The organism is Streptomyces sp. NPDC058464 (genome assembly GCF_042721035.1).
Classification (GTDB): Bacteria; Actinomycetota; Actinomycetes; order Streptomycetales; family Streptomycetaceae; genus Streptomyces.
The window spans coordinates 61,125-80,773 of record NZ_JBHXMA010000026.1 but is presented as its reverse complement, the minus strand read 5'-3'; the positions used below and the strand labels follow the sequence as shown (position 1 = coordinate 80,773).

General features: G+C 70.7%; 17 protein-coding genes and 1 riboswitch. Of the genes, 16 read left to right on the top strand and 1 reads right to left on the bottom strand.

Annotated elements, in window-relative coordinates; translation table 11 throughout:
* Window positions 1–316: 316 nt before the first annotated feature.
* The 13 genes from hpnC to ACFWPQ_RS30910 all read left to right on the top strand — a co-directional run bounded on the left by hpnC (window position 317) and on the right by ACFWPQ_RS30910 (window position 14,042).
* Window positions 317–1,219: a squalene synthase HpnC gene (gene hpnC / locus ACFWPQ_RS30970; protein ID WP_384041883.1), complete on the top strand. Its 903-nt coding sequence runs from the start codon at window positions 317–319 to the stop codon at window positions 1,217–1,219.
* Entirely contained in the window at window positions 1,216–2,169 is a 954-nt protein-coding gene (gene hpnD / locus ACFWPQ_RS30965) for a presqualene diphosphate synthase HpnD (RefSeq protein WP_384041880.1), read from the top strand. The genes hpnC and hpnD overlap by 4 nt, the downstream gene beginning before the upstream one ends.
* A complete protein-coding gene (locus ACFWPQ_RS30960) occupies window positions 2,169–2,309 on the top strand; it encodes a DUF6380 family protein (protein WP_361290588.1) in 141 nt (46 codons plus the stop codon). Before hpnD ends, ACFWPQ_RS30960 begins: the two co-directional genes overlap by 1 nt.
* Window positions 2,306–3,727, top strand: coding sequence for a hydroxysqualene dehydroxylase HpnE (gene hpnE / locus ACFWPQ_RS30955; RefSeq protein ID WP_361290591.1), 1,422 nt, complete (start codon window positions 2,306–2,308; stop codon window positions 3,725–3,727). Before ACFWPQ_RS30960 ends, hpnE begins: the two co-directional genes overlap by 4 nt.
* 59 nt (window positions 3,728–3,786) lie before the next feature.
* Entirely contained in the window at window positions 3,787–4,854 is a 1,068-nt protein-coding gene (locus ACFWPQ_RS30950) for a polyprenyl synthetase family protein (RefSeq protein ID WP_361290594.1), read from the top strand.
* A 117-nt stretch (window positions 4,855–4,971) separates the two neighbouring features.
* On the top strand, window positions 4,972–6,963 hold the full coding sequence (gene shc / locus ACFWPQ_RS30945; RefSeq protein WP_384041877.1) for a squalene--hopene cyclase: 1,992 nt from the start codon (window positions 4,972–4,974) through the stop codon (window positions 6,961–6,963).
* The gene (locus tag ACFWPQ_RS30940) at window positions 6,963–7,604 is read left to right on the top strand and encodes a 1-hydroxy-2-methyl-2-butenyl 4-diphosphate reductase (RefSeq protein ID WP_089107243.1); all 642 of its coding nucleotides are present in this window, start codon (window positions 6,963–6,965) and stop codon (window positions 7,602–7,604) included. Before shc ends, ACFWPQ_RS30940 begins: the two co-directional genes overlap by 1 nt.
* A 5-nt stretch (window positions 7,605–7,609) precedes the next feature.
* Window positions 7,610–8,632, top strand: a complete 1,023-nt coding sequence (gene hpnH, locus ACFWPQ_RS30935; protein ID WP_181803030.1) for an adenosyl-hopene transferase HpnH — start codon at window positions 7,610–7,612, stop codon at window positions 8,630–8,632.
* A 4-nt stretch (window positions 8,633–8,636) separates the two neighbouring features.
* Window positions 8,637–9,794 carry a flavodoxin-dependent (E)-4-hydroxy-3-methylbut-2-enyl-diphosphate synthase gene (ispG, locus tag ACFWPQ_RS30930; protein WP_384041874.1) on the top strand — a complete coding sequence of 386 codons (1,158 nt, stop codon included), beginning with the start codon at window positions 8,637–8,639 and terminating at the stop codon, window positions 9,792–9,794.
* 27 nt (window positions 9,795–9,821) lie between these two features.
* Entirely contained in the window at window positions 9,822–11,858 is a 2,037-nt protein-coding gene (gene dxs, locus ACFWPQ_RS30925) for a 1-deoxy-D-xylulose-5-phosphate synthase (RefSeq protein WP_384041872.1), read from the top strand.
* Window positions 11,855–13,240, top strand: a complete 1,386-nt coding sequence (locus ACFWPQ_RS30920; RefSeq protein ID WP_384041869.1) for an aspartate aminotransferase family protein — start codon at window positions 11,855–11,857, stop codon at window positions 13,238–13,240. Before dxs ends, ACFWPQ_RS30920 begins: the two co-directional genes overlap by 4 nt.
* Before the next feature lie 59 nt (window positions 13,241–13,299).
* Complete coding sequence (locus ACFWPQ_RS30915) at window positions 13,300–13,923, top strand: helix-turn-helix domain-containing protein (protein ID WP_384041866.1); 624 nt, start codon at window positions 13,300–13,302, stop codon at window positions 13,921–13,923.
* Window positions 13,920–14,042 (top strand): DUF6126 family protein, encoded by a 123-nt coding sequence (locus tag ACFWPQ_RS30910; RefSeq protein ID WP_361290616.1) that lies wholly within the window; start codon window positions 13,920–13,922, stop codon window positions 14,040–14,042. Before ACFWPQ_RS30915 ends, ACFWPQ_RS30910 begins: the two co-directional genes overlap by 4 nt.
* Before the next feature lie 3 nt (window positions 14,043–14,045).
* Here ACFWPQ_RS30910 and ACFWPQ_RS30905 read toward each other — a convergent pair whose 3' ends face one another.
* On the bottom strand, window positions 14,046–14,843 hold the full coding sequence (locus ACFWPQ_RS30905; RefSeq protein ID WP_384041863.1) for a tyrosine-protein phosphatase: 798 nt from the start codon (window positions 14,841–14,843) through the stop codon (window positions 14,046–14,048).
* A 205-nt stretch (window positions 14,844–15,048) separates the two neighbouring features.
* Here ACFWPQ_RS30905 and ACFWPQ_RS30900 point away from each other — a divergent pair, with 205 nt between their 5' ends.
* The 3 genes from ACFWPQ_RS30900 (at window position 15,049) to ACFWPQ_RS30890 (ending at window position 19,600) form a co-directional block, all read left to right on the top strand.
* The gene (locus ACFWPQ_RS30900; protein WP_384041860.1) at window positions 15,049–17,133 is read left to right on the top strand and encodes an alpha-galactosidase; all 2,085 of its coding nucleotides are present in this window, start codon (window positions 15,049–15,051) and stop codon (window positions 17,131–17,133) included.
* 314 nt (window positions 17,134–17,447) lie between these two features.
* Window positions 17,448–17,608: riboswitch (cyclic di-AMP (ydaO/yuaA leader) on the top strand.
* A gap of 4 nt (window positions 17,609–17,612) precedes the next feature.
* Entirely contained in the window at window positions 17,613–18,563 is a 951-nt protein-coding gene (locus tag ACFWPQ_RS30895) for a peptidoglycan DD-metalloendopeptidase family protein (RefSeq protein ID WP_384041857.1), read from the top strand.
* 251 nt (window positions 18,564–18,814) lie between these two features.
* Window positions 18,815–19,600, top strand: coding sequence for an SGNH/GDSL hydrolase family protein (locus ACFWPQ_RS30890; RefSeq protein ID WP_361290628.1), 786 nt, complete (start codon window positions 18,815–18,817; stop codon window positions 19,598–19,600).
* Window positions 19,601–19,649 lie beyond the last annotated feature (49 nt).

Sequence of the window (19,649 nt, the reverse complement as noted above, 5' to 3'; positions counted from 1 at the left end):
CGGCGTCTGCAAAGGAAACGTCAACTCCGGCTCGCCTTAGGAATCTTGACGCCAATCGGTGTGTTGTTGTGATCTGCGGGACACCCCGACGAACCTCGATGCGTTGTACAACGTAAGCTGTACCGGTCCCGGAAAGCGGCAAGTGGGGCGATAATGCACGACACCCTCCGCCGGGCCGCCCCGCGGACTGCTGGGCGGCGTGTCCGAAATAGTGTGTATTGGGTCGGCAGTGTAGAACGGGAGATGTGACGGCAATGGCTACGGAAACTCCCCAGCTCAACGCAGGCCGCGCCGTCCTCGCCCCGGGCAGCGAACGGTGACGGCAGCCGGCCCGGTGCGCACCGGAGACCCGGAGCGCGGCACCCTGGCCAAGGCCGCGGACGAGAACTTCCCCGTGGCCCCCTTTTTCCTGCCGAAAGCCTGGCGCGACGACCTGATGGCGGTGTACGGATTCGCCCGCCTCGTCGACGACATCGGCGACGGCGACCTGGCCCCCGGCGGCGCCGACGCCCGCCTCCTCGGGGTCTCCCCGGAGCAGGCCGAGGACCGCCTGGTCCTGCTCGACGCCTTCGAGGCCGACCTGCGCCGCGTCTTCGACGCCACTCCGCACCACCCCCTGCTGCGCCGCCTCCAGGTGACGGTCCGCCGCCGTTCCCTCACCCCCGAGCCGTTCCTCGGCCTGGTCGCCGCCAACCGCCAGGACCAGCTCGTCAAGCGGTACGAGACCTACGACGACCTCCTCGCCTACTGCGAGCTGTCCGCCAACCCCGTCGGCCGCCTGGTCCTCGCCGTCACCGGCACCTCGACCCCCGAGCGGATCCGGCTCTCCGACGCGATCTGCACCGCACTCCAGATCGTCGAACACCTCCAGGACGTGGCCGAGGACCTCGGCCGCGACCGGATCTATCTGCCCGCCGAGGACATGAAGCGCTTTCACGTCCAGGAGGCGGATCTCGCCAGGAAAACCGCAGGCGCATCGGTGCGTGCACTGGTTGCATACGAAGCACAACGCGCCCGCGATCTCCTGAATGAAGGCGCCCCCCTTGTGGGTAGCGTCCACGGCAGGTTGAAGCTGCTGCTCGCGGGGTTCGTGGCGGGGGGAAGGGCGGCGGTCCACGCGATCGCCGCCGCCGAATACGACGTACTTCCAGGCCCGCCCAAGCCCGGCAAGGGCCGGTTGCTGCGTGAGGTGGGCGTGACTCTGCGAGGAGAGGGGTGATCCGGACCGTGGACTCTCCCACACATGTGTCCGCACCGGTACTCGCCGCCTACAGCTACTGCGAGACCGTCACCGGACAGCAGGCACGGAACTTCGCCTACGGCATCAGGCTGCTCCCGGCGCCGAAGCGGCGCGCCATGTCGGCGCTCTACGCCTTCTCCCGGCGCGTCGACGACATCGGCGACGGCGAGCTGGCGGACGACGTGAAGGCGGCCCGGCTCGAGGACACCCGGGCACTGCTCGCCCGGGTCCAGGACGGCGCGGTCGCCGAGGACGACACCGACCCGGTCGCGGTCGCCCTCGCGCACGCCGCCCAGGCCTTCCCGATCCCGCTCGGCGGCCTGGACGAGCTGATCGACGGCGTCCTGATGGACGTACGCGGCGAGCACTACGAGACCTGGGACGACCTCAAGGTCTACTGCCGCTGCGTGGCCGGCGCCATCGGCCGGCTCTCGCTCGGCGTGTTCGGCACGGAACCGGGGGCGCGCGGTGCCGAGCGCGCGCCGGAGTATGCCGACACGCTCGGGCTCGCGCTCCAGTTGACCAACATCCTCAGGGACATCCGCGAGGACGACGGCAACGGCCGTACCTATCTGCCCGCCGACGACCTCGCCAAGTTCGGCTGCTCGGCCGGGTTCCACGGGCCGACCCCGCCGGAGGGCTCCGACTTCGCGGGTCTCGTGCACTTCGAAGTACGGCGCGCCCGGGCCCTTTTCGCCGAGGGCTACCGGCTGCTGCCCATGCTCGACCGGCGCAGCGGCGCCTGTGTCGCCGCCATGGCCGGCATCTACCGCCGCCTGCTCGACCGCATCGAGCGCGAACCGGAGGCGGTGCTGCGCGGCCGGGTCTCGCTGCCCGGACGCGAGAAGGCGTACGTCGCCGTGCGTGGCCTGTCCGGGCTCGACACCCGGCGCCACACCTCCCGTCTGACCGTCAGGAGGCGCGCCTGATGGACAAAGTGGGCCAAGGTGACTCCACCGGAGGAAAACGGCAGGCAACCCTCCGGCGCGGCGTGGCGTCCCTGACTGCGACGGCCCGCCCTGCCCCGTTCCACCGGCACGGCGGACGGCCAGGAGAGGCGGCACGATGACCGACGGCTCGCGATCCGAGCGGACGCAGGACGACATTCCGTCCGGGCGCACCGCCGTCGTGATCGGCGGCGGTCTCGCGGGCATCACGGCCGCGCTCGCGCTGGCCGACGCAGGGGTGCGCGTCACCCTTCTCGAAGGCAGGCCGAGGCTCGGCGGGCTCGCCTTCTCCTTCCAGCGCGGCGACCTGACCGTGGACAACGGCCAGCACGTGTACCTGCGTTGCTGCACCGCCTACCGCTGGTTCCTCGACCGCATCGAGGGCACGGCGCTGGCACCGCTGCAGGACCGCCTCGACGTGCCCGTCCTCGACCTCGCCAAGCCGGAGGGGCGGCGCCTGGGCAGGCTGCGGCGCGACCCGCTGCCGGTGCCCCTGCATCTGGGGCGCAGCCTGGCCGCCTATCCGCACCTCTCGCTCGCCGAGCGGGCCAGGGTCGGGCGTGCCGCGCTCGCGCTCAAGGGGCTCGACCTCGCCGATCCGAGCCTGGACGCACAGGACTTCGGCAGCTGGCTGGCCGCCCACGGCCAGTCGGCGCGTGCCGTCGAGGCCCTGTGGGACCTGGTCGGGGTCGCCACCCTCAACGCGGTCGCGGGCGACGCCTCACTGGGGCTCGCCGCGATGGTGTTCAAGACCGGTCTGCTGTCCGACCCGGGCGCGGCCGACATCGGCTGGGCCCATGTGCCGCTGGGCGAACTGCACGACCGGCTGGCCCGCAAGGCGCTCGACTCCGCGGGCGTGCGTACCGAGGTCCGTACACGCGTCACCTCCGTCTCCACTAACGAGAACGGAACCTGGAGCGTTCAGGTTCCCGGCGAGACGCTCACCGCCGACGCCGTCGTGCTCGCCGTCGCCCCGCGCGAGGCGCACGACCTGCTGCCCGCCGGTGCCCTCGACGCCCCGGAGAACCTGCTGGAGATCGGCACCGCTCCCATCCTCAACGTCCATGTGGTCTACGACCGCACGGTGCTCACCAAGCCGTTCTTCGCGGCCCTCGGCACCCCGGTCCAGTGGGTGTTCGACCGCACCCACGCCTCCGGGCTGCGCGAGGGCCAGTACCTGGCACTGTCGCAGTCGGCGGCCCAGGACGAGATCGACACCCCCGTGGCCGACCTGCGCGAGCGCTATCTGCCCGAGCTGGAACGGCTGTTGCCCGGTGCGCGCGGCGCCGGGGTGCAGGACTTCTTCGTGACCCGGGAGCGCACCGCGACGTTCGCCCCCACCCCCGGCGTCGGGCGGCTGCGGCCCGGCGCCCGCACCAAGGCACCCGGCCTCTACCTGGCCGGAGCGTGGACCGCCACCGGGTGGCCCGCGACCATGGAGAGTGCGGTCCGCAGCGGTGTGAACGCGGCCGACGCCGCGTTGGGCACCCTGGGCCGGCCCCGCCCCCGTCACCTCTTCGCGTTCGAGGAGGCGGCGTGACGCTCGATCAGCAGGCGGCAGGCCCCCGCACCCCCGGTACCGCAACAAGAGGAGAAACTGTGCCCACTGTGCCCCCGGCCGAGACGGCTGCCGACGCGGTGGACGTGACCGCGCTCCTGGAGCGCGGCCGGACCCTTGCCACACCGGTACTGCGGGCGGCCGTCGACCGCCTGGCCTCCCCCATGGACACCGTGGCCGCCTACCACTTCGGCTGGATCGACGCCGAGGGCAACCCCGCCGACGGCGACGGCGGAAAGGCCGTACGGCCCGCGCTCGCCGTGCTCTCCGCCGAGGTCACCGGCGCCGCCCCCGAGGTCGGCATCCCCGGAGCCGTCGCCGTCGAACTCGTCCACAACTTCTCCCTGCTGCACGACGACCTGATGGACGGCGACGAACAGCGCCGCCACCGTGACACCGTCTGGAAGGTGCACGGCCCCGCCCAGGCGATCCTGGTCGGCGACGCCCTGTTCGCCCTCGCCAACGAGGTCCTCCTCGAACTCGGCACCGTCGAGGCCGGCCGCGCCACCCGCCGGCTCACCACCGCCACCCGCGCCCTGATCGACGGGCAGGCCCAGGACATCTCCTACGAGCACCGCGACCGGGTCAGCGTCGAGGAGTGCCTGGAGATGGAGGGCAACAAGACCGGCGCCCTGCTCGCCGCCTCCAGCTCCATCGGCGCGGTGCTCGGCGGCGCCGACGACCGCACCGCCGACACCCTGGAGAAGTACGGCTACCACCTCGGCCTCGCCTTCCAGGCCGTCGACGACCTGCTCGGCATCTGGGGCGACCCGGACGCCACCGGCAAGCAGACCTGGAGCGACCTGCGCCAGCGCAAGAAGTCCCTGCCGGTCGTCGCCGCGCTCGCAGCGGGCGGGCCCGCCTCCGAGCGGCTCGGCGAGATCCTCGCCGCCGACGCCAAGAGCAGCGACTTCGAGAACTTCTCCGAGGAGGAGTTCGCCGCCCGTGCCGCCCTCATCGAGGAGGCCGGCGGCCGCGAGTGGACCGCCGAGGAGGCGCGCCGCCAGCACACCATCGCCATCGAGGCCCTGCACGCCATCGACATGCCCGACCGGGTACGGGCACGTTTCACGGCGCTCGCGGACTTCGTCGTCGTACGAAAGAGATGATCATTATCGGTCGAATAGCCCTCGCGTAGTCGCCGGCCGGTGCGAGCGCGCAGCCAGCACCGGCCGACGGCGGACCCACAGCAGAACGATTTCGCACGACTGCACGAAGGGGAAGCCATGACAGCGACGACCGACGGAAGCACCGGGGCCACCCTGCCGCCCCGGGCCGACTCGGCCAGCACCGAACTCACCACCCCCGTGGCGGCCGGGGTACAAGAGGTCGCCGAACGCGCCGTCCGACGCGCCACCGACCATCTGCTCGCCCAGCAGGACGCGCAGGGCTGGTGGAAGGGCGACCTGGAGACCAACGTCACCATGGACGCCGAGGACCTGCTGCTCCGTCAGTTCCTGGGCATCCGCGACGAGTCCACGACCGCAGCCGCCGCGCTCTTCATCCGCGGCGAGCAGCGCGAGGACGGCACCTGGGCCACCTTCTACGGCGGCCCCGGCGAACTCTCCACCACCATCGAGGCGTACGTCGCCCTGCGGCTGGCCGGGGACGCGCCGGACGCGCCCCACATGGCGAAGGCGTCGGCCTGGATCCGCGAGCGCGGCGGGATCGCCGCCGCCCGGGTCTTCACCCGGATCTGGCTGGCACTGTTCGGCTGGTGGAAATGGGAGGACCTGCCCGAACTCCCCCCGGAACTCCTGTACTTCCCCAAGTGGTTTCCGCTCAGCATCTACAACTTCGGCCAGTGGGCCCGGCAGACCATCGTGCCGCTCACCGTGGTCTCGGCCAAGCGCCCGGTGCGCCCCGCCCCCTTCCCCCTCGACGAACTCCACACCGACCCGGCCAACCCGAACCCGCCCCGGCCGCTGGCTCCGGTGGCGAGCTGGGAGGGCGTCTTCCAGCGGCTCGACAAGGTTGTCCGCGGCTACCGCAAGGTCGCGCTGGGCCGGCTGCGCGGCTCCGCCCTGAAGTCCGCCGGCCGCTGGATCGTCGAGCGCCAGGAGAACGACGGCGCCTGGGGCGGCATCCAGCCCCCGGCCGTGTACTCGGTGATCGCCCTGTACCTGCTCGGCTACGACCTCGAACACCCCGTGGTGCGCGCGGGACTCGAGTCGCTGGATCGTTACGCCATCTGGCGCGAGGACGGCGGCCGGATGATCGAGGCCTGCCAGTCGCCGGTGTGGGACACCTGTCTGGCGACCATCGCCCTCGCCGACGCCGGCCTGCCATCCGACCACCCGCAACTCGTCAAGGCCGCCGACTGGATGCTCGGCGAGCAGATCGTGCGGCCCGGCGACTGGGCGGTGAAGCGACCCCAGCTGCCGCCGGGCGGCTGGGCGTTCGAGTTCCACAACGACAACTACCCCGACATCGACGACACCGCCGAGGTCGTCCTCGCCCTGCGCCGGGTCCGGCACCACGACCCCGAGCGGATGGAGAAGGCCATCGGGCGCGGGGTGCGCTGGAACCTCGGCATGCAGTCGAAGAACGGCGCCTGGGGCGCCTTCGACGTCGACAACACCAGCCCGTTCCCCAACCGGCTGCCGTTCTGCGACTTCGGCGAGGTCATCGACCCGCCGTCGGCCGACGTCACCGCGCACGTCGTGGAGATGCTCGCCTTCGAGGGCATGTCCCACGACCCGCGCACCCGGCGCGGCATCGAGTGGCTGCTCGCCGAACAGGAGCCGAACGGCGCCTGGTTCGGGCGCTGGGGCGTCAACTACGTCTACGGCACCGGCTCGGTGGTGCCCGCGCTGACCGCGGCCGGGCTGCCCGTCTCGCACCCGGCCGTCCGGCGCGCGGTGACCTGGCTGGAGCAGGTCCAGAACGAGGACGGAGGGTGGGGCGAGGACCTGCGCTCCTACAAGTACGCCGACGACTGGAGCGGGCGCGGTGCCTCCACCGCCTCCCAGACCGCGTGGGCGCTGATGGCGCTGCTCGCGGCGGGGGAGAAGGACGCCAAGGCCGTCGAGCGGGGCGTCCGGTGGCTCGCCGAGACCCAGCGCGAGGACGGCTCCTGGGACGAGCCGTACTTCACCGGCACCGGCTTCCCCTGGGACTTCTCCATCAACTACCACCTCTACCGGCAGGTCTTCCCGCTCACCGCGCTCGGCCGCTACGTGCACGGCGAGCCCACCCCCGAGGCCGAGGGGGACTGATGAACCCCACGCCCGCGCCGGCCCCGCTGCTGATCGCCTGCGCACTCGGCATCGAGCACCTCGCCCTGCGCGCCGGCGAACGCGGGGGCGCGGGCGGACCCGTCACCGTGCTGCGCACCGGCATGGGTCCCAAGGCGGCGGAACGGTCCGTCACCCGGGTCCTGGCCGATCCCGCGCTGGCCGGCGCCGCGGTCCTGGCGACGGGCTTCTGCGCGGGACTCGCCCCCGGGATGCACCCCGGCGACCTGGTCGTCGCCGAGGAGACCCGGGACCCCCGCGGCAGCGTCCCGTGCGTCGGCACCGAACTCCTGGTGAAGGAGCTCGTGCGGACCCTGCCCGGCCGCACCGTCCACACCGGCCCCGTCACCGGCTCCGATCACGTCGTCCGCGGTCACGAGCGATCAGATCTGCTCGCGACCGGCGCAATCGCGGTCGACATGGAGTCGGCAGCCACGCTCCTGAGCGCCGTGCGCGCGGGTGAACGCCCTGTTGCGGCCGTCAGGGTGGTCGTGGACGCTCCTGAACATGAACTCGTCCGGATCGGCACGGTGCGCGGTGGAATATCGGCTTTCCGCGTTCTTCGATCCGTTCTTCCAGCTTTCTTCGAATGGCACCGTTCTTTGCTGCTCCCCCGGAGGTGAGCCAGATGGCCATGCCGCTGCGCCAGTCGATCAAGGTCGCTACCTACTTGGCAGAACAGAAGCTCCGCAAGCGGGACAAGTTCCCGCTGATCGTGGAGCTGGAACCGCTCTTCGCGTGCAACCTGAAATGTGAGGGCTGCGGCAAGATCCAGCACCCGGCGGGGGTGTTGAAGCAGCGCATGCCGGTCGCGCAGGCGGTCGGGGCGGTGCTGGAGTCCGGTGCGCCGATGGTGTCCATCGCGGGCGGCGAACCCCTGATGCACCCCCAGATCGACGAGATCGTGCGGCAGTTGGTGGCGAAGCGGAAGTACGTCTTCCTGTGCACCAACGCGATGCTGCTGCGCAAGAAGATGGACAAGTTCACGCCCTCGCCCTACTTCGCCTTCGCGGTGCACATCGACGGGCTGCGCGAGCGGCACGACGAGTCCGTCGCGAAGGAAGGCGTGTTCGACGAGGCGGTGGAGGCCATCAAGGAGGCCAAGCGGCGCGGCTTCCGGGTGACCACCAACTCGACCTTCTTCAACACGGACACCCCGCAGACCATCATCGAGGTGCTCAACTTCCTCAACGACGACCTCAAGGTCGACGAGATGATGATCTCGCCCGCCTACGCCTACGAGAAGGCACCCGACCAGGAGCACTTCCTCGGCGTGGAGCAGACCCGCGAACTCTTCAAGAAGGCCTTCGCGGGCGGCAACCGCAAGAAGTGGCGGCTCAACCACTCCCCGCTCTTCCTGGACTTCCTGGAGGGCAAGGTCGACTTCCCGTGCACGGCCTGGGCGATCCCGAACTACTCGCTCTTCGGCTGGCAGCGCCCCTGCTACCTGATGAGCGACGGATACGTCCCGACGTACCGCGAACTCATCGAGAAGACCGACTGGGACAAGTACGGCCGCGGCAAGGACCCGCGCTGCGCCAACTGCATGGCGCACTGCGGCTACGAGCCCACCGCCGTCCTCGCCACCATGGGATCCCTCAAGGAGTCGCTCCGCGCCATGCGCGAGACGGTCTCCGGGAACCGGGAGTGACGGCATGACCGCCATCTCCCTGGGCGTCCCCGAGGTCCCGGCCCGGCCGGTCGCCGAGCGCCGCGCGTCCCGGCAGATCCATGTCGGGCCGGTGGCGGTCGGCGGCGGCGCCCCGGTGTCGGTGCAGTCGATGACCACGACCCGCACCTCGGACATCGGCGCCACCCTTCAGCAGATCGCCGAACTCACCGCGTCCGGCTGCCAGATCGTCCGCGTCGCCTGCCCCACGCAGGACGACGCGGACGCCCTGGCGACGATCGCGAGGAAGTCCCAGATCCCGGTGATCGCGGACATCCACTTCCAGCCCAAGTACGTGTTCGCGGCCATCGAGGCCGGCTGTGCGGCGGTCCGGGTGAACCCCGGCAACATCAAGAAGTTCGACGACCAGGTGCGGGAGATCGCGCGGGTCGCGAAGGACCACGGCACGCCGATCCGGATCGGCGTCAACGCCGGCTCGCTCGACCGCCGGCTCCTCGAGAAGCACGGCAAGGCCACCCCGGAGGCCCTCGTGGAGAGTGCGCTCTGGGAGGCCTCGCTCTTCGAGGAGCACGACTTCCGGGACATCAAGATCTCCGTCAAGCACAACGACCCGGTCGTGATGATCGAGGCGTACCGCCAGCTGGCCGCCCAGTGCGACTACCCGCTGCACCTCGGGGTCACGGAGGCGGGCCCGGCGTTCCAGGGAACCATCAAGTCGGCGGTCGCCTTCGGGGCGTTGCTCTCGCAGGGCATCGGTGACACGATCCGCGTCTCGCTGTCCGCGCCGCCGGCCGAGGAGGTCAAGGTCGGCATCCAGATCCTGGAATCCCTCGGACTCCGGCAGCGGCGTCTTGAGATCGTCTCCTGCCCGTCCTGCGGGCGCGCCCAGGTCGACGTCTACAAGCTGGCGGACGAGGTGACGGCAGGGCTGGAGGGCATGGAAGTGCCCTTGCGCGTCGCCGTCATGGGATGTGTGGTCAACGGCCCCGGCGAGGCACGGGAGGCCGATCTGGGGGTCGCCTCCGGCAACGGCAAGGGGCAGATCTTCGTCAAGGGCGAGGTCGTCAAGACCGTGCCCGAGTCGAAGATCGTGGAGACCCTCATCGAGGAAGCGATGAAGATCGCCGAACAGATGGAGCAGGACGGCGCCGGGTCCGGAGCACCCGCCGTCACGGTGAGCTGACCAGCACGGACCGAGAGGGGGCCGAGCGTGACCATTCTGGAGAAGATCCGGGGACCACGCGACCTGAAGGCGCTGTCCGAGGCGGAACTCGGTGAACTGTCCGAAGAAATAAGGGAGTTCCTGGTGCTCGCGGTCGCCAGGACGGGCGGCCACCTCGGGCCCAACCTGGGCGTCGTGGAGCTGACCGTCGCGCTGCACCGGGTCTTCGAGTCCCCGGTCGACCGCATCCTCTGGGACACCGGCCACCAGAGCTATGTGCACAAGCTGCTGACGGGCCGTCAGGACTTCTCCAAGCTGCGCGGCAAGGGCGGCCTGTCCGGATACCCCTCGCGCGAGGAGTCCGAGCACGACGTCATCGAGAACAGCCACGCCTCCACCGCGCTCGGCTGGGCCGACGGCCTCGCCAAGGCCCGCCAGGTGCAGGGGGAGAAGGGCCATGTCGTCGCGGTGATCGGCGACGGCGCGCTGACCGGCGGGATGGCCTGGGAGGCGCTCAACAACATCGCGGCGGCGAAGGACCGGCCGCTGATCATCGTCGTCAACGACAACGAGCGGTCGTACGCCCCCACCATCGGCGGCCTCGCCAACCACCTGGCGACGCTGCGCACCACCGACGGCTACGAGAAGGTGCTGGCCTGGGGCAAGGACGTGCTCCTGCGCACGCCGGTGGTCGGCAACACCATCTACGAGTCCCTGCACGGTGCCAAGAAGGGCTTCAAGGACGCCTTCGCCCCGCAGGGCATGTTCGAGGACCTGGGCCTCAAGTACGTCGGCCCGATCGACGGCCACGACATCAAGGCCGTCGAGTCGGCGCTGCGGCGCGCGAAACGCTTCCACGGACCGGTGCTCGTCCACTGCCTCACCGAGAAGGGGCGCGGCTACGAACCGGCGCTCGCCCACGAGGAGGACCACTTCCACACCGTCGGCGTGATGGACCCGCTCACCTGCGAGCCGCTCGCGCCGTCCAACGGCCCTTCCTGGACCTCGGTGTTCGGCGACGAGATCGTCCGGATCGGCGAGGAACGGGACGACGTCGTGGCGATCACCGCGGCCATGCTCCACCCGGTCGGCCTCGGCAAGTTCGCCGAGCGCTTTCCCGACCGGGTCTGGGACGTCGGCATCGCCGAGCAGCACGCGGCGGTCTCGGCGGCCGGCCTCGCGACCGGCGGACTGCACCCGGTCGTCGCCGTCTACGCCACGTTCCTGAACCGTGCCTTCGACCAGTTGCTGATGGACGTGGCACTGCACCGCTGCGGGGTGACGTTCGTCCTGGACCGGGCGGGCGTGACCGGAGTCGACGGCGCGTCGCACAACGGCATGTGGGACATGTCGATCCTCCAGGTCGTACCCGGCCTCAGGATCGCCGCCCCGCGCGACGCCGAACAGCTGCGGCTCCAGCTGCGGGAGGCGGTCGCGGTGGACGACGCGCCCACGCTGGTCCGCTTCCCGAAGGAGTCGGTGGGGCCGGAGATCCCGGCGGTGGACCGGGTCGGAGGGATCGACGTCCTGCACCGCGGGGAGGACGCTCGGGTGCTGCTGGTCGCGGTCGGCGTCATGGCGCCGGTCTGCCTCCAGGCGGCCGAGCTGCTGGCCGCCCGGGGCATCGGCTGCACGGTCGTGGACCCGCGGTGGGTCAAGCCGGTGGATCCCGCGCTGCCCGGTCTGGCGGCGCAGCACGAGCTGGTGGCCGTCGTCGAGGACAACAGCCGGGCGGCCGGGGTGGGCGCGGCGGTGGCGCTGGCGCTGGGCGACGCCGAAGTGGACGTGCCGGTGCGGCGGTTCGGGATCCCGGAGCAGTTTCTGGCGCATGCGAAGCGGGGGGAGGTGCTGGCCGACATCGGGCTGACGCCGGTGGAGATCGCCGGTGCCGTCGGGGCGAGCCTCGCGGGGCGGGGAGCCGAAGGCGCCGACCGGGGTGCCACGGGGGGCCAGATGGCGGGTGCGGCGCCGTCCGGGCTGGTCGCGCCCCGCGGCGGCAGCCGCAAATCGATGCGTCCCGCGCCCCTTCAGGGCGCGAAAGCCGAGGGCGCTGTCATGGATGGCGCTTACAAGGAGAAAGAATGAGCACGGAGTTCGACCTCGGTGCGCTGCTGGCCGAGCGTGGTGGTGAGCGGTACGAGCTGCATGGCAAGTACCTCAACCACCAGCTCCCGCGCATGCTGCACACCATCGGCTTCGACAAGGTGTACGAGCGGGCCGAGGGTGCCCACTTCTGGGACGCGGACGGCAACGACTACCTGGACATGCTCGCCGGGTTCGGGGTGATGGGCCTCGGCCGCCACCACCCCGTCGTCCGCAAGGCCCTGCACGACGTCCTGGACGCCCAGCTCGCCGACCTCACCCGCTTCGACTGCCAGCCGCTGCCCGGACTGCTCGCCGAGCGGCTCCTCGCGCACAGCCCGCACCTGGACCGGGTGTTCTTCGGCAACAGTGGCACCGAGTCGGTCGAGACGGCCCTGAAGTTCGCCCGCTTCGCCACCGGCAGACCCCGTGTCCTCTACTGCGACCACGCCTTCCACGGCCTGACCACCGGCTCCCTGTCGGTCAACGGCGAGACCGGCTTCCGGGACGGCTTCGCCCCGCTGCTGCCGGACACCGCCGTACCCCTCGGCGACCTCGACGCGCTCGCCCGCGAACTGAAGAAGGGCGATGTCGCCGCCCTGATCGTCGAGCCGATCCAGGGCAAGGGCGTGCACGAGGCACCGCCCGGCTATCTGCGCGCCGCGCAGGAGCTGCTGCACAAGCACAAGGCGCTGCTCATCGCCGACGAGGTGCAGACCGGCCTCGGCCGCACCGGCGACTTCTACGCCTACCAGCACGAGGAGGGCGTCGAGCCGGACCTGGTGTGCGTGGCGAAGGCGCTGTCCGGCGGGTACGTCCCGGTCGGCGCCACCCTCGGCAAGGACTGGATCTTCAAGAAGGTCTACTCGTCCATGGACCGCGTCCTGGTCCACTCGGCGAGCTTCGGCGCCAACGCCCAGGCCATGGCGGCCGGGCTCGCCGTCCTCTCGGTCATGGAGAACGACCAGATCGTCGCCAACTCCCGGGCCGTGGGGGAGCAGCTCAGGTCCCGGCTCGCCGCGCTGACCGACAAGTACGAGCTGCTCGCCGACGTGCGCGGCCGGGGCCTGATGATCGGCATCGAGTTCGGCCGGCCCAGCTCGCTGAAGCTGCGCAGCCGCTGGACCATGCTCCAGGCCGCCCGCAAGGGACTGTTCGCCCAGATGGTCGTCGTACCGCTGCTGCAGCGGCACCGGATCCTCACCCAGGTCTCCGGCGACCACCTGGAGGTGATCAAGCTCATCCCGCCGCTGATCGTCGACGAGACGGACGTGGACCGCTTCGTGGACGCCTTCACGGACGTCATGGACGACGCCCACAGCGGCGGCGGTCTGATGTGGGACTTCGGCAAGACGCTGATCAAGCAGGCGGTGGCCAACCGCTAGCTTTTTGTCTCTGAGGCAAGAAAATTGCCGCAGAGACAAAACTGCGGCTGAATGGAGGCATGAGCTCCTCCGAGAAAGAGCATACGGGCGAGCCGGTGGGCGACCTGCCGGCCGTCGCCCCGCAGCTGCGCTCCCTGCGGCGCCGCGCCGGTCTCACCCTGGAGGCCGCGGCCCGGGACGCGGGGCTGTCGCCCGCCCACCTCTCCCGGCTGGAGACCGGGCAGCGGCAGCCCTCGCTGCCGATGCTGCTCGCGCTCGCCCGTGTCTACGGTACGACGGTCTCGGACCTGCTGGGGGAGACCGTCGCCGACCGGGACGCGATCGTGCGCGCCGGCGACATGGAACCGACCCACGCCGGCGGCTGGACGTACTGGCAGGCCGGGGCCTCCGGCCGCGGGATGCAGGCGCTGCGCGTCCGGGTGCCGTACGGCACCCAGGGCGACATCGTGCGGGTGCATCCCGGCGAGGAGTGGCTGCACGTCGTGCGCGGCCGGCTCCGGCTGCGTCTCGGTGACACCACCCATGTGCTCGCGCCCGGCGACAGCGCGCACTTCGACTCGCTGACCCCGCACCGGCTGGCCGCCGAGGACCAGGACGGGGTCGAGCTCCTGTTCGTCCACACCCTGCTGCAGAGCCCCACGGCCGCGTTGTGCCTGGGCCCGATCACCGGAGAGCTGTCATGACCGACATCGAGGACAAGTTCCCCCGGGCCCTGTGGGTCCGGCTGATCATCTACATCGCCCTCGGACACGTCCTGGCAGCGTTCCTCTTCCTGCTGTTCTCCCTCGGCGCGAAGGGCTGAGCCTCAGTCGAGCAGGCGCTCGCGCAGCCGCTCCCGGGTCTCCGGAGCCAGCTTCAGGCCCTGCTCCAGGTAGATGTCGACGTCGCCCCACGCCTCGTCGATGCTCTCGAAGGCCGCCGCGAGGTACTCCGCGCGGGCGTCGAAGAGCGGGCTCAGCAGCTCCATCACCTCGGGGCCGTACACGCTCTCGCCGCTTCCGCTGCGCCGCACCTTGTAGCGGCGGTGCTTGGCGTTGGACTCCAGGTAGTCGGAGAGGATCGCGTCCCGCTCCACGCCCACCGCGAGCAGCGTCACGGCTATGGAGATGCCCGCCCGGTCCTTCCCGGCCGCGCAGTGCATCAGCGCCGGGACGCTGTCCTCGGCGATCGCGTGCAGCACGCGCGAGTGCTCGTCGGTGCGGTCCTTGACGATCGTGCGGTAGGAGTTGACCATCCGGGCCGCGGCCTTGCCGTCCCCCAGGAGCCCGCGCAGCTGCTCGATGTCACCCTCGCGGACCATCGTCCAGAACTCGGCGCCGTGCGCCGGGTCGGTCAGCGGCAGGTTCACGTTCCGCGTGCCGGGCAGCTCGACGTCCGGGCCCTCCAGCTTCTGGTCGGCCGCGTTGCGGAAGTCGAAGATCGTGTGCAGGCCGAGCGAGGCGAGGAACTCCGCGTCCTGCTCCGTGGCGTGCGCCAGGTGCCCGCTGCGGAACAGCACGCCCGGCCGCACCCGCCGCCCGTCCACGGTCGGCAGGCCGCCCACGTCACGGAAGTTGCGCACCCCGGCCAGCTCGGGCTCGGTGGACGGGACCTGCTGCGTCACGGGGGGCTCCTCCCGGTCGGCCCCGTCGGCGCTGCTCGTCGACGGGCACTGGATCGACCATACGACATCGGTTTCCACGGGCAATGAGTTGTCCACAGGCATCGTGTCGAGGGCCCGGGGCCCTTGATTCCGGAGCCCGCGGACCTTGATGATGTTGGTGCTTGAGCGGATCTGTTGGCAGCTGTGTGAGGTCTGAGGTTTCTCGATGGTGGACATCGCCGAAAACGGTCGTACCTGGCTCCTGTCGGGCCCCGGCAGCAGCTATGCGCTGCATCTCACGGAGGCCGACGAACTGCTCCACCTGCACTGGGGCGCCAGAATCCAGCTCGCGGACGCCGAGGAGCTCAGCACCCGGGCGCTGCCCGGCTACTGGGCCTTCGAGTCGCCGCTCGACGGCCGGGAGGAATACCCCGTCGAGGGCGGGCCGCGGTTCGTCCGCCCCTCCCTGTCCGTGCGCACCGAGGAGCGGCGCGGCACCGAGTGGGCCTTCGAGGCCTACGAGACGGAGGCCGGCGCGGACGGCGACGAGCTGCGGCTGCGCTTCCGGGACGACGGGATCCTGATCACCCTGCACTACCGGATGCGCGGCGACGTCGTCGAGCGCTGGGTGACCGTCGGCAACGAGGGGCACGCGCGCGTGGAGCTGCTGCGCGCCGACCCCGCCGCCTGGACACTCCCCGACCGCGAGGGCTGGCGGCTCTCCCAGCTGCACGGCCGCTGGGCCGCCGAGTCCCGTCTCACCAGCGCCCCGCTCACCTACGGCGAGAAGGTCATCGGCAGCCGCCGCGGCCACACCAGCCACCAGCACCTGCCCTGGGTCGCCCTCGACACCGACGCCACCGAGGAGCGCGGCGAGGTCTGGGGCTGCGCCCTCGGCTGGTCCGGCTCCTGGCGGATCGCCGTCGCCCAACTCCCGGACGCGCGGGTGCAGATCACCGGCGGCGCCGGCTACGACGACTCGGGCCTGCTGATGCTGGCCGAGGGCGAGTCGTACACCAGCCCGGTCTTCGCGGGCCTGTGGACCGACGGCGGCTTCGGTGGGGCGAGCCGTGCCTGGCACGCCTACCAGCGGGCGTACATCATCCCGGACGCCGACCGGGACCGGCCCGTGCTGTTCAACTCCTGGGAGGCCACGACCTTCGACATCTCCGAGGAGCAGCAGGCCACCCTCGCCCGGCGGGCGGCCGCGATCGGCATCGAGCTGTTCGTGGTGGACGACGGCTGGTTCGGCAAGCGCACCAGCGACCGTGCCGGCCTCGGCGACTGGACGCCCAACCTCGACCGCTTCCCCAAGGGCCTCAAGCCCCTCGCCGACTACGTGCACGCCCTCGGCATGCAGTTCGGCATCTGGGTCGAGCCGGAGATGGTGAACCCGGACAGCGACCTGTACCGCGCGCACCCCGACTGGGTGCAGTACCAGGAGGGGCGAAAGCGGACAGAACTGCGCAACCAGCTCGTCCTCAACCTGGCCCGCGAGGACGTCCAGGAGTACCTCTGGGAGCAGCTCGACACCCTGCTGTCCAGCGCCCCGATCGACTACGTCAAATGGGACTTCAACCGCTGCTTCACCGACGCGGGCTGGCCCGGTGAGCCCTATCCGCAGCGCCTGTGGGTCGACCACGTCCGCGGGCTGTACGCCCTCCTCGACCGGATCCGCGCGGCCCACCCCGACGTCGCCATCGAGTCCTGCTCCGGCGGTGGCGGACGGATCGACCTCGGAATCATGAGCCGCACCGACGAGGTGTGGACCTCCGACAACACCGACCCGCTGGACCGGCTCGCCATCCAGCACGGCTTCAGCCAGATCCACCCCGCCCGGGTGATGTCCGCCTGGGTCACCGACAGCCCGAACCACCAGCTCAACGGCCGGGTCAGCAGTCTGCGTTTCCGCTTCGTCAGCTCGATGGCGGGGGCACTCGGGGTCGGCGGCGACCTCTCGCGGTGGACCGAGGAGGAGCTGGCCGAGGCCGGGCGCTGGGTGGAGCTCTACAAGGAGATCCGCCCCCTCGTGCAGCGTGGCGACCAGTTCCGGCTGCGGCCGCCGGCCGGCGGGCTCAGCGCGGTGCAGTACACGCTCGGCGGCGAGACCGTCGTCCTCGCCTGGCTGCAGGCCCAGAGCTACGGCGAGCCGGCGCCGGCGCTGCGACTGCAGGGCCTCGACCCCACGGCGTCGTACGAATGCCGCGAAACGGGCGAAGTGTACCGAGGTGCCGTTCTGTTGCATCACGGGCTGCGCACCGGGCTGAAGGGCGACCTGGATGCGTCGGTCATCCGGCTCCGCCGGATCTGACACATCTAACCCATCTGCCCGAATTGGCGCCTTCATTACAACTCGCTCTGGAATAAGGTGACGTGGCGTGACGTGCGTGAGGAGCGTCATATTCGTGACCGTCCGTCGCGCGTCATGTTCACGTAATTGCGGTGCTTTGCAAGAAGGTTGGAAAACCGAAAGGGCCGGAATTCACGGAGGGTGACGGGGATTTCCGGTAACGGATCAAGTGAAACCCGGACAGGCGGAACCGGCCGCTTGTCCGCGTCCGTCTCACTCGCTTACGTTCGCCACACATCCGGTCGGAACGCCGAATCCTGCCGCCGCCCGGAGTCCCCACACACTCACCCGTGCCCGGCAGGAGCGGGGGACCCACCAGGTACGACCGCCTGTTCCGGTTCCCGGGACGGCTAGGGGTGTAGTCACGTCTTCCCGCGTGGCCGGGCAGCTCCAGCCCGAACCCGACAGCTCACCTCGCAGGCGCCGGAGAGGAATGCGTCATGCCCGCGAAGGGTAAGCACCGCCGCCCCAAGTCCCAGCGTCTCACCCGCTCGATGGCCGTCGCCGGAACCGGTGGCGCCGCGCTGGCGCTGCCGCTCATGGGGGCCACCGGCGCCCACGCGGCCACCTCGCAGTCCGTTTCCGAAAAGGCCACGCAGTCGCTTCCCACGGTCGAGAAGACCGCGGTGAAGAATGCGGCCGCGAAGAATTCCGCCGCGCATTCCGCGCACCGCGTCTACACCGTGGTGCCCGGCGACTGTCTTGCGAAGATCGCCCGCGAGCACGACGTCCGCGGCGGCTGGCACCGGCTCTACGCCGACAACCGGGAGGCCGTCGGCGACAACCCCTCGCTGATCCACCCGGGCCTCAAGCTCACGCTCGGCGGCCGGCACGCCGCGACGACGGACACCGCGGACTCCGGCTCCCGTTCCGAGGCGCCCTCGAACTCGCCGTCGTCCACCTCGCCGTCGTCCACCTCGTCGTCCAACTCATCCTCGGCCTCCTCGGCCTCCGCGTCGGACGGCTCGGTGACGAATGCCTCCGGCTTCGCCCTTCCGGTCACCGGTGCCACCGTCGGCACCGGCTACCACGTCGCCGGCAGCATGTGGTCCAGCGGTTACCACACGGGCGTCGACTTCGTCGTCCCGACCGGCACCCCGGTCAAGGCCGTCGGCACGGGCACGGTCGTCACGGCAGGCTGGGGCGGCTCCTACGGCAACCAGGTCGTCGTCCGGCTCGCCGACGGCTACTACGCGCAGTACGGCCACCTCTCCGCCCTCTCCGTCTCGGTCGGCCAGACCGTGACCGCGGGTCAGCAGATCGGCCTCTCCGGCGCGACCGGCAACGTCACCGGTCCGCACCTCCACTTCGAGATCCGCACCACCCCCGACTACGGCTCGGACGTGGACCCGGTCGCCTATCTCCGCTCGAAGGGCCTCGCCGTCGGCTGACCCGGCGCGCACCGGTCTGACACACACTCCGAAGGCCGGACCCCCGATCCCCGGGTCCGGCCTTCGGTGTTTCCATGTCCGGTGATCGACACGTCAACGCCGCTGATCAGAGCCTTATTCCAAGCTTGGCAAAGTATTTAAAAGTGTCTTATCTCACCGAACGTCAACCCCTTATTACGGTCGCGTAGGTCACAGTCGAAGGTGAATCATGGTCCGATGTGGGAGACGATTCGAAGAGTGACAATGCATCAGTGATCGGGTCGTACGCGGCGGTGGGGGACAGCTTCACCGAGGGCGTCGGCGACCCCGGCCCCGACGGGGCGTTCGTCGGCTGGGCCGACCGGTTCGCGGTACTGCTGTCGGACCGACGGCCCGAAGGCGACTTCGAGTACACCAACCTTGCCGTGCGCGGGAAACTTCTCGACCAGATCGTGGCGGACCAGGTGCCGCAGGCCCTGGCACTCGCCCCGGATCTGGTCTCCTTCTGCGCGGGCGGCAACGACATCATCCGCCCCGGCACCGACCCCGACGAGGTGGCCGAGCGGTTCGAGCGGGCCGTGGCCCAGCTGACCGAGGCCATCGGCACAGTCCTGGTGACCACCGGGTTCGACACCCGGGGCGTCCCCGTCCTCAAGCATCTGCGCGGCAAGATCGCCACGTACAACGGGCACGTCCGGGCCATCGCCGACCGGTACGGCTGCCCGGTCCTGGACCTGTGGTCCCTGAAGACCGTGCAGGACCGCCGGGCCTGGGACGGCGACCGCCTGCATCTCTCGGCCGACGGGCACACGCGCGTGGCACTGCGCGCCGGCCAGGTGCTCGGCGTCGAGGTACCGGCCGACCCTGACCAGCCGTGGCCGCCGCTGCCGCCCCGCGGCACCCTGGAGGTCCGCCGCGACGACGTGCACTGGGCCCGCGAGTACCTGGTCCCCTGGATCGGGCGCCGACTGCGCGGCGAGTCCTCCGGAGACCACGTGACGGCCAAGGGGGCGCTCTCCCCGGACGACATCAAGATGCGGATCGCTTCCGTGGCTTGAGGCGGCACCGGCGGGTAAGGGGTGGCCTCCGTGCGGGCCGCCCCTTACT